This window comes from Pseudomonas sp. FG98 (genome assembly GCF_057808595.1).
In genome coordinates this window covers 20,859-30,201 of record NZ_JBMDIJ010000075.1, presented here as the reverse complement: position 1 = coordinate 30,201, position 9,343 = coordinate 20,859, and the positions used below count along the sequence as shown (strand labels likewise).

The window sequence follows — 9,343 nt, the reverse complement described above, 5'->3', positions numbered from 1 at the left end:
AGCCTCGACATCGATCTTGCTGGTCAGGTGTGCTTGCCGGCCTCATCGCTGGCAATCCACCACCGGGCAATGGTTACCCTCTCGTTTCAGGCCCGGCGCTTGAGGGTGTCGGAAGGCAGTTCGCCGAATTGCCGGCGATAGCTTTCGGAGAAGCGTCCCAGGTGCAGGAAACCGTAGTCCAGGGCCAGCTCGGTAAGGCTGCGCACCAGGCAGTCCGGGTCACTCAGGCAGGCGTGGATGCATTCCAGCTTGCGCTGGCGGATGTACTGCTTGGGCGTGATGCCCAACTGACGCTCGAACAACGCATATAGCGAACGCACGCTCATCCGCGCCTGTTCGGCCAGGTGCTCGCTGGACAGTTCCTGCTTGAGGTTGCGCTCGATGTAGTCGAGGATCCGCTCGAAGCTGGCAGACGAGGCGTCCAGGCTTTCGCGGCGGATATTGGTGGTCAGCAGCGACAGCAGCTTGCTGCCGACGATCTGGCTGTAGTGACTCTGCACCCGCAGCAGCGGATCGCTGGCCTCGGCTTCCTGGCAGACCATGGCCAGCAGGCTGGCGAAGCCTTCCAGTTCGTCCAGGCGGTAGTGGTTACGGAGAAAGCGCACGCCGCTGTCCGGACGCTGCCAGCGGTGCTCGTCGCACACCGCTTCGAGGACCTTGACCGGCACCTTGAGGATGAATTTCTCGCAGTCTTCCGAGTAGGTCAGGTCCACCGGGTCGTCGGGGTTGATCAGCAGCAGTTCGCCAGGCACTAGGTGATGCTCGCGCTGGTGGCCGCGCCACAGGCAGTTGCCGCTGAGCAGCACTTGCAGGTGGTAGATGGTCTCCAGCGCCGGCGAGGTGACGCGCACGCTGCCGCCATAGCTGATGCGGCACAGGTCGAGGTCGGCGAACTTGCGGTGGTTGAGGCTGGCCAAGGGGTGGGTGGTGCGGGAAAGGCCTATGCAATGCTGGCCGACGTGTCGGTTGACGTAGTCGGACACGGCATAGGGGTCGGCATGTCGAAACACGCTACTGCGGTCACTCAGCAGGCGGCTATCCATCGGCAAGGCACTCGGTTTTTTATAGTTATGGTCGTGGCGCTCCTGTGGCGGGCGCTCTACGGGTCACAGTACGCAAAGGCAAGGATTGACACAATTCGCCGGCGACAAACAGTCCCGGGGTGCGGGTGCCAACCTTGCCGGAGTTCATCGGATCAACGGTCGTCAGCATGGATCGACGAGGGGTGGCGGCACAGGCCGTCGATCTCGATCTCCATGTAGGGGAACAGCGGCAACTGCATCAGGGTGTCGTGCAGCGCCTCGACGCTGGGCAGGTCGAACACGCTGTAGTTGGCGTAGTGCCCGGCGATGCGCCAGAGGTGGCGCCAGCTGCCCTCGCGCTGCAGGCGCTGGGCCAGCTCCTTTTCGTCGGCCTTGAGTTGCGTGGCCTTGGCCGGGTCCATGTCGACCGGCAGTTTCACCGTCATCTTCACGTGGAACAGCATGGGAATCTCCTTTTTAGCGGCGGGCGAAGCGCGACAGTTGCGCCTCGTCGAGGGTCAGGCCAAGGCCGGGGGTACGCGGTACATGCAGCTGGAAATCGCGGTACACCGGGGCCTCGCGGACGATTTCCTCGGTCAGCAGCAGCGGCCCGAACAGCTCGGTGCCCCAGGTCAGCTGGCGCAGGGTCAGGAAGGCGTGGGCCGAAGCCAGGGTGCCGACCGCGCCTTCGAGCATGGTTCCGCCATACAGGGCGATACCCGCCGCTTCGGCGATCTGGGCGGTGCGCAGCACGGCACGCGGGCCACCGTTCTTGGCGATCTTCAGGGCAAAGATGCTGGCGGCGCCGTCGGCGGCGAGACTGAAGGCGTCCTCGACGCTTTCGATGGATTCGTCGGCCATGATCGGCGCCGGGCTGCGCTGGTTCAGGCGCACCTGGCCGGAGCGGTTGACCCGGGAGATCGGCTGTTCGATCAGGTCGATACCGTTGTCGCCCAGCACCTGGCAACCGCGGATGGCCTGGGACTCGTCCCAGTACTGGTTGACGTCGACGCGCACGCTGGCGTAATCGCCGAGGGCCTTCTTGATCGCCACCACGTGCTTGAGGTCCTGCTCCAGCGGGTTGGCGCCGATCTTCAGCTTGAAGATGCGATGGCGGCGGATCTCCAGCATCTGCTCGGCTTCGGCGATATCCCGGGCGGTGTCGCCGCTGGCCAGGGTCCAGGCCACTTCCAGGCTGTCGCGCACGCGCCCGCCGAGCAGTTCGCTGACCGGCAGGCCGAGGCGCTTGCCCTGGGCGTCGAGCAAGGCGCTTTCCAGGCCGGACTTGGCGAAGGTGTTGCCCTTGGCGACCTTTTCCAGCTTGAGCATGGCGGCGTTGATATTGTCTGCGGCCATGCCCAGCAGTGCCGGAGCCAGGTGCTGGTCGATATTGGCCTTGATGCTTTCCGGGCTCTCGTAGCCGTAGGACAGGCCGCCGATGGTGGTGGCTTCGCCGATGCCCTCGACGCCGTCGCTGCAACGCAGGCGCAGGATCACCAGGGTCTGCTGCTGCATGGTATGCATCGCCAGCTTGTGCGGGCGGATGGTGGGCAGGTCGACGATGATCGCCTGTACCTGTTCGATCACTGCATTGCTCATTGGCCTGGGTACCTTGTGGCCGGCGGCGCCCCTGCGCCACCGTTGTTGTTCATTGGTTGGGCAAAGGATTGCCTGTTGGCGGCTGGCAATCCAATATCGAATACCTCTGCCACCATACCCAGGAAGTCTGATGGAGCTTCGCCACCTGCGTTACTTCAAGGCGCTCGCCGAAACCCTGAACTTCACCCGCGCCGCCGAACGCCTGCACATGGCCCAACCGCCGCTGAGCCGGCAGATCGCCCAGTTGGAGGAAGAACTCGGCACCGTGCTGGTGGAGCGCGGGCGGCCGCTGCGCCTGACCGAGGCCGGGCGCTACTTCTACGAGCAGAGCGGCACCCTGCTCCAGCAACTGGAACAGATCGGCGCCGCCACCCGGCGCATCGGCCAGGGTCAGCGTCACTGGCTGGGCATCGGTTTCGCACCGTCGACGCTGTATGGGCTGTTGCCGGAACTGACCCGCGAGCTGCGCAGCGACGCCGAACTGCAACTGGACCTGATCGAAATGACCACGGTGCAGCAGGTCGAAGCGCTCAAGGCCGGGAGGATCGATATCGGTTTCGGGCGCATCCGCATCGACGATCCGGCCATCGAGCAGCGGGTGCTGTACGAGGATCCGCTGGTGGCGGTGCTGCCACGGGGGCATGCGTTGTGCGGGAGCACGCCAAGCCTGGCGCAACTGGCCAAGGAGCCGTTCGTGCTGTACCCGGCCACGCCACGGCCAAGCTATGCCGACCATGTGCTGGCGCTGTTCGCCCACCATGGCTTGAGCGTCAAGGTCGGGCAGTGGAGCAATGAATTGCAGACGGCGCTGGGGCTGGTGGCGGCGGGTCTTGGCGTGACGCTGGCGCCGGCGTCGGTACGCCAGCAGCATCGCGCGGATCTGGAATACACCGGGGTGAGCGATCGGGATGCGGTGAGTCCGATCATTCTCAGTCGGCGCAAGGATGAGGCGGGGGTGGTGTTGTTGCGGTGTCTGGGGTTGATCGAGGCGTTGCTGGCGGGACTGGATCCTCAGGTGGGAAATCAATAACCGTTGTTGATGCTGATGGCCTCATCGCCGGCAACGCCGGCTCCCACAGGGTTCAGGGCCAGCCCTATGATCCAGGCCAGGCACAAAAAATGTGTAGATACCCATGCGTAAAAGGCCGAGCCATCTCCAGACCTGTTAATGCCCCGTTAATCCCGGCGATGCCGAGTGGTCGCCACCCTCGGAAAACAGGAAGCAAGACTCATGAAAAGCACAATGCAAGCTGCACTCCTTGCGGGTTTGCTGGGCTGCGGCCTGCAGCAGGCGAGCGCAGCCAACGTCTATGGCCCGCAACTGGAGGGTTTTGCCTACCCCTATCCGCTGAAGCACCTGAACTTCACCTCGCAGGGCAAGGACCTGCAAATGGGCTATCTGGATGTTCCCGCGCAAAAGCCTGAATCAGCGGCTGGCACGGTAGTGCTGCTGCACGGCAAGAACTTCTGCGCGGCAACCTGGGAGGACACGATCAAGGGCTTGAGCGCGGCCGGTTACCGGGTGATCGCGCCCGATCAGATCGGCTTCTGCTCTTCGAGCAAACCCGACAGCTACCAGTACAGCTTCCAGCAATTGGCCGACAACACCCACACGCTTCTGAAGCACCTGGGCGTCGACAAGGCCAGCATCGTCGGCCACTCGACCGGCGGCATGCTGGCAACCCGCTACGCCCTGATGTACCCCGCCGACACCTCAAGACTGGTCCTGGTCAACCCGATCGGTCTCGAAGACTGGAAGGCCATGGGGGTGCCGTACCGGACGGTCGATCAATGGTTCGAGCGTGAGTTGAAGGTGACGGCAGAAGGCATCAAGGCCTACGAACAGAAGACCTATTACGACGGTCGCTGGAAGCCGGAGTACGACAAATGGGTCGATATGCTGGCAGGACTGAATGCCGGTCCCGGGCGCCAGGCAGTCGCGTGGAACTCGGCACTCATCTACGACATGATCTTCACCCAGCCGGTGGTGTATGAGTTCCCGAAACTCCAGGTCCCTACCCTGCTGATGATCGGCCAGACCGATACCACCGCGATCGGCAGCGATATCGCACCGGCGGAGGTCAAGGCGAAGATCGGCAAATACCCCCAGTTGGGAAGAGCCGCGCAAAAGGCGATACCCGGGGCAGACCTGATCGAGTTCCCGAAGCTTGGGCATGCACCGCAGATGGAGGAGCCGGACAGGTTCAACCAGGCACTGACGGAGTGGCTGGCGAAGTGATGGGTTAATGGCTGGCGCAGGATAAACAATCGCCCTGCCCGGTCATTTCGCTGGTGCGACTAAACCAATAGTGCTGAAACGGGACTGCTGAAACGGGACAAATTTATTTCCATCGCGAGAATAAATCGATCCCTTTTCCGCTTTCCGTAGTTGTGAAATCAGCAGCTGTTGCCAGCGATGAGGCCCGGCAAGACAACATCACCGCCCCTGTCGAACACCAGGATCCAGCACCCCCTCATGCCGCAACACCACCTCCACCACCCACTCCATGAACACCCGCAACTTGCCGCTGACATGCCGGTTCGGTGTGTAGGCGATATACAACGGCATCGGCGCAATCTCCCAGTCCGCGAACAGCCTAAGCAGTTCACCACTGGCCAGCGCCTGTAGCGCCATGTAGCGCGGCAGCCACAACACACCCAACCCCGCCAACCCCGCCGCCAGGTAGGCATTGCCGTCGTCCACCACCAGGCTCGAACGCCCCTGGACCTGCAAGGATTCGCCGTCCCGTTGCAGACTGAACACCAGCGTCTGCCCCTTGCGCGCGCCGCGATAGCCGACCACCCGGTGCTCGCCGGCCTGCAGCTGTGCAGGATGCTTCGGGGTGCCATGGGCAGCCAGGTAAGCGGGCGCGGCGTACACCTCCAGCGGCAGGTCGGCGATATGCCGGGCCACCAGCGAGGTATCGGTGATTTCGCCGCCGCGGATCACGCAATCGACGCTCTCGTCCAGCAGGCTCACATGCCGGTCGCTGACGCCCAGGTCCAGCTGGATATCCGGGTAACGCTCATGAAACCCGGGCAACGCCGGGATCAGCAGCAAGCGGGCGAACGGACTGGGCACATCCACCCGCAAGCGCCCGCGCGGCGCAACGGCGGCGCTGGAAAGCGCGGTGTCGGCATCCTCCAGCGCCGCCAGCAATGCCTGAACGCGCTCGTAGTAGGCGGCACCATCGGCGGTCACCGCCACCTTGCGCGTGGTGCGGTTGAGCAGCTTGACCCGCAGCCGCGCCTCCAGTTGCTGGACCAGTTGGCTGACCGTGGTCTTGCTCATGTGCAGGGTGCTGGCGGCACGGGTGAAACTGCCGGTTTCCACCACGCGGGCGAAGGCCTGCATCGCATCGAAACGGTCCATCGGGGCTCCGGATTGTTTGGAATCTGCAAACAGTGCTGGCCAGCATTGCCTGTTTATCGGGGCCGGACAAGGGCCTTACCTTGGTCGGGTTTCTTGCACAGTTGGAGTTAGCGATGAATCAGCGTGATGTGGTATTTCCGGCCGGCCGCCAGGCCCTGTATGAGCGCAACCGCTACTCGGCGGCGGTACGCGCCAATGGCTTGTTGTTCGTGTCCGGCCAGGTCGGCAGCCGCGAGGACGGCTCGCCGGAGCCGGAGCTCAAGGCCCAGGTGCGTCGTGCCTTCGATAATCTGAATGCGGTGCTGGCAGCGGCGGGGTGCAGTTTCGACGATGTTCAGGACGTCACTGTGTTCATGGTCGATCCGCAGCGGATCTTCGAGGAGGTGTGGGAGGTGGTGCCGGAGTATTGGGGCGAAGCGCCCTTCCCGTCGCTGACCGCCGTGGGCGTGACTTGGTTGTACGGGTTCCAGGTCGAGATCAAGGTGGTGGCGAAGCTGCCTGGCTGACCCTGATCACCACCTGCTCGGTCTTCTTGCCCTACGACGGTGGCGTAAAACGCGTACTGCTGATGCTGTATTGGCCTACAACGCTTCACTGAGATCCGACTTTTATGTAGGCAATTTCCCAAGCATACTTTTCCGCCTGTTCAGTCGTTGCGCTCTTGGAAATCGGGTCCTAGTCTTCGCCGGTCGCTGTGGTTTGGCGGCCGGGTGTGGTAGCCCGTTTCCTATGGTTGCAAGCGCTCCATTCGGTTCGGCAGATGACCTCTGGTTGCTGTCGTACTGATCAATGGTGGCTGTGCATGGGGTGCCCGCGAGGGCGCGCCGGGATACCTAGGACCGGTCTACCAACCCGTGTACAGCCGCCACCTATTCGTTTGGTAGCGATCAGTGGCGGAATTCATTTCCTAGGAGACGCCAGATGAAAAAGATCGTTCCAGATCCCCCTCGCCTTACTACCGTCCACACCCAGTTCAGCGCCTGCAACAACAGCCACAAACCGCTGTTCGCCGTCTGTGATGGCGTCGATATCGAAGATGCGCTGGTGCATCTGTCCATGACCCTGAAATCGGCTTTTGAAACCAACACCCAGGTCTGCGAGCAGGCCGAGCGGTCCCTCGGCGGCTTGGCATGGGCGACCTATCATTCGCTGGAGATTTCACAGGCGCTGGTGGAGTCACTATTGAGTGGGTTGGCTCAACAGAGGGGTGGCGGCTGATACCCGAGCCACGTATGTGCTCCTTCTGACTGGCATCCAGTAGCTGGTCAGCGAGGTATGAGATTGGAAAGGGGAGGTTCTGTTTTGAGCAGTACCCTTTTTCGCTCGATCCATTCCGGGCTGCGTCCTTGGCTCTACTGGTGCGTGTGTTCGCAACTATCACCGTGGATCCAGGCCAGCCCTTTCTTGGTTTTTCTTTTAAATCAAATTGTTAACGCTTAAGTAAGTGCCATTCAAATCAATTCCTTTTCGCTGTTCCCTTTTCGCTTCTACCCCCTTATGAAATTCTTAGCCACTCCCCATAACGACCTCTTTCAGGCTCAATCAACATCCACCGGGTATCACAACTCAAGCATTGGTAGTATCCGTCTATACCATACTGAAAAGTAATTTCGTCGGTTACCCATTCAGGGCGCGGAATACGTACCATTTTTTCCAATGCCAGTACCGATCCGAGTCTATCGCTGCACTGCCTGTGCTCAGCCAAATCCTGAAAAACCCTTTCTTCCGATATCCCTTCACAGATTGCGCATGCTGGCAAAATTTTTGCCACAGCCAACATGACTCTTTCAACCCCTCCGCTTTTCAACCTCAGCAGCACCCCAGGAGAAATTGCGGAAACTTCAGAAGAAGTGGATGCTCCTAACCAAGATTGAAAGTCGTGCAAGGACAAGGACTCCGAGCGAAAGCGCTTGGCCATTTCATACAGCGAGATATTTGCAGCAGCCTTCATCGATTACTCCCGGCCAAAACAAAAATCCAAACGCCTGAAACACACCCTACCCCGATTTTTTTAACAAATACTGCAATGCCTTATGGTACTTCGCAATCCGAGCAAGGTCTTGATCGCGCAGGCTTCCCAGCCTTGTAACATCCAGATTATCCTTAACATCTTCTATCTTCACCTTTCTGGCCAGTTCATTCGACGATAGCCGCGTAATGAATTCCTCATAAGGTTCACCCACTCTCTTCGTCAAACACTCCACCGCATCTATAACACGATCGGAAAAACCAAACTGCCTGAGGTCCTCAAAAGAAACATCACTGTCCTCCACAACATCATGCAAGACGCTGACGATTCGCTCCTCTTCGCCCTGAAGCCTCATCATCAGTCTCAACGGGTGATATATGTACGGCTGCCCAGCCTTGTCCAACTGTCCTGCGTGCGCTTCGCATGCCAATGCTATTGCCTTGCAGATATCCCCCATCGCGCGCTCCTCTCTCATTCAGTCCCTTTTCAAGAATCCTTGCTGGGGCGACCTGCAACACTCAACTGCGCGGCACAATCCCACGCAGCAACAAGTCGCAGATACTCCTGCAGGTCTGCTCGAAGTACGCCGGATCCGCCAGCGACTTGCCGGTCAGGGCTTCGATCTGGGTGCCGAAATCGGCGTAATGCTGGGTGGTGGCCCAGATGGTGAATATCAGGTGATGCGGGTCGACCGCTGACAGTTCCCCCCGCTCGATCCAGGTCTCGATGACCTTCACCTTCAACTCGACCTTGTCCCGCAGCGGATGCTGCAATTCGCCGAGCATCAACGGCGCGCCCTGCATCACTTCCATGCAGAACAGTTTCGATTCGCTGCTGTGGTCGCGGGAGACTTCGAGCTTGGCCCGCACGTATTCGCTGATCGCCTGCTCCGGCGACTTGTCCACCGTGAAGTGCTCCAGCGGGTCGACCCAGACGTCGAGGATGCGCTGCAGCACCGCCTTGTACAGCTCGTCCTTGTTGCTGAAGTAGTAGAGCAGGTTGGTCTTCGAGACATCGGCCAGCACGGCGATCTGGTCGAGGCTGGCGCCGTGCACGCCGAACTGGGCGAACAGCTTCAGCGCAGCTTCGAGAATGACCGTCCGCTTGCCCTCGACCTGGCGTTCGCGGCGCTTCTGCGCGGCGGTCGGTTGGCCCTTGGCAGCCGTCTGCGCCGTACCTTTGGTTCTTGCAATCACGCTGGCATTCCACAGTGCAAAGGAGCCCGTAGTCTAAAGGAGCAGGCACAGGTAGGACAGATACCGCGTTACGCCCCAGCTTGGAACAGACGCGCACCATCCAAGCGCTCTGTTTCGGACCAAATGGTCTGTAATTTTCCCATGAATCATCCTAACCAACTGATAAAAAACACTTTTCCAGAAA

General features: G+C 60.7%; 11 protein-coding genes. 4 read left to right on the top strand and 7 right to left on the bottom strand.

Annotated elements, in window-relative coordinates; genetic code table 11:
- Positions 1-86: 86 nt before the first annotated feature.
- The 3 genes from ACODSK_RS26905 to ACODSK_RS26895 all read right to left on the bottom strand — a co-directional run bounded on the left by ACODSK_RS26905 (position 87) and on the right by ACODSK_RS26895 (position 2,621).
- Positions 87-1,043: an AraC family transcriptional regulator gene (locus ACODSK_RS26905; RefSeq protein WP_489020328.1), complete on the bottom strand. Its 957-nt coding sequence runs from the start codon at positions 1,041-1,043 to the stop codon at positions 87-89.
- 152 nt (positions 1,044-1,195) lie between these two features.
- Positions 1,196-1,486 carry a muconolactone Delta-isomerase gene (catC, locus tag ACODSK_RS26900; protein WP_489020326.1) on the bottom strand — a complete coding sequence of 97 codons (291 nt, stop codon included), beginning with the start codon at positions 1,484-1,486 and terminating at the stop codon, positions 1,196-1,198.
- Positions 1,487-1,499: 13 nt separating this feature from the next.
- Complete coding sequence (locus tag ACODSK_RS26895; protein WP_489020324.1) at positions 1,500-2,621, bottom strand: muconate cycloisomerase family protein; 1,122 nt, start codon at positions 2,619-2,621, stop codon at positions 1,500-1,502.
- 130 nt (positions 2,622-2,751) lie between these two features.
- Between ACODSK_RS26895 and ACODSK_RS26890 the strand changes: the two genes are divergently transcribed.
- Both ACODSK_RS26890 and ACODSK_RS26885 read left to right on the top strand, forming a co-directional pair.
- Complete coding sequence (locus ACODSK_RS26890) at positions 2,752-3,651, top strand: LysR family transcriptional regulator (RefSeq protein WP_489020322.1); 900 nt, start codon at positions 2,752-2,754, stop codon at positions 3,649-3,651.
- Positions 3,652-3,864: 213 nt separating this feature from the next.
- The gene (locus ACODSK_RS26885; protein ID WP_489020332.1) at positions 3,865-4,860 is read left to right on the top strand and encodes an alpha/beta fold hydrolase; all 996 of its coding nucleotides are present in this window, start codon (positions 3,865-3,867) and stop codon (positions 4,858-4,860) included.
- A 198-nt stretch (positions 4,861-5,058) separates the two neighbouring features.
- On the opposite strand, the gene ACODSK_RS26880 is transcribed toward ACODSK_RS26885, so the two are convergent.
- Complete coding sequence (locus tag ACODSK_RS26880) at positions 5,059-5,994, bottom strand: LysR family transcriptional regulator (RefSeq protein ID WP_489020320.1); 936 nt, start codon at positions 5,992-5,994, stop codon at positions 5,059-5,061.
- A 113-nt stretch (positions 5,995-6,107) separates the two neighbouring features.
- Here ACODSK_RS26880 and ACODSK_RS26875 point away from each other — a divergent pair, with 113 nt between their 5' ends.
- Together ACODSK_RS26875 and ACODSK_RS26870 are read left to right on the top strand one after the other, a co-directional pair.
- Entirely contained in the window at positions 6,108-6,500 is a 393-nt protein-coding gene (locus tag ACODSK_RS26875) for a RidA family protein (RefSeq protein WP_489020318.1), read from the top strand.
- A gap of 415 nt (positions 6,501-6,915) precedes the next feature.
- On the top strand, positions 6,916-7,212 hold the full coding sequence (locus tag ACODSK_RS26870; protein ID WP_489020316.1) for a DUF3077 domain-containing protein: 297 nt from the start codon (positions 6,916-6,918) through the stop codon (positions 7,210-7,212).
- 277 nt (positions 7,213-7,489) lie between these two features.
- On the opposite strand, the gene ACODSK_RS26865 is transcribed toward ACODSK_RS26870, so the two are convergent.
- The 3 genes from ACODSK_RS26865 to rutR all read right to left on the bottom strand — a co-directional run bounded on the left by ACODSK_RS26865 (position 7,490) and on the right by rutR (position 9,159).
- Positions 7,490-7,945 carry a hypothetical protein gene (locus ACODSK_RS26865; RefSeq protein WP_489020314.1) on the bottom strand — a complete coding sequence of 152 codons (456 nt, stop codon included), beginning with the start codon at positions 7,943-7,945 and terminating at the stop codon, positions 7,490-7,492.
- 46 nt (positions 7,946-7,991) lie between these two features.
- Positions 7,992-8,420, bottom strand: a complete 429-nt coding sequence (locus tag ACODSK_RS26860; protein WP_489020312.1) for a GTP pyrophosphokinase — start codon at positions 8,418-8,420, stop codon at positions 7,992-7,994.
- A 61-nt stretch (positions 8,421-8,481) separates the two neighbouring features.
- Positions 8,482-9,159: an HTH-type transcriptional regulator RutR gene (gene rutR / locus ACODSK_RS26855; protein WP_489020310.1), complete on the bottom strand. Its 678-nt coding sequence runs from the start codon at positions 9,157-9,159 to the stop codon at positions 8,482-8,484.
- Between the last annotated feature and the right edge of the window lie 184 nt (positions 9,160-9,343).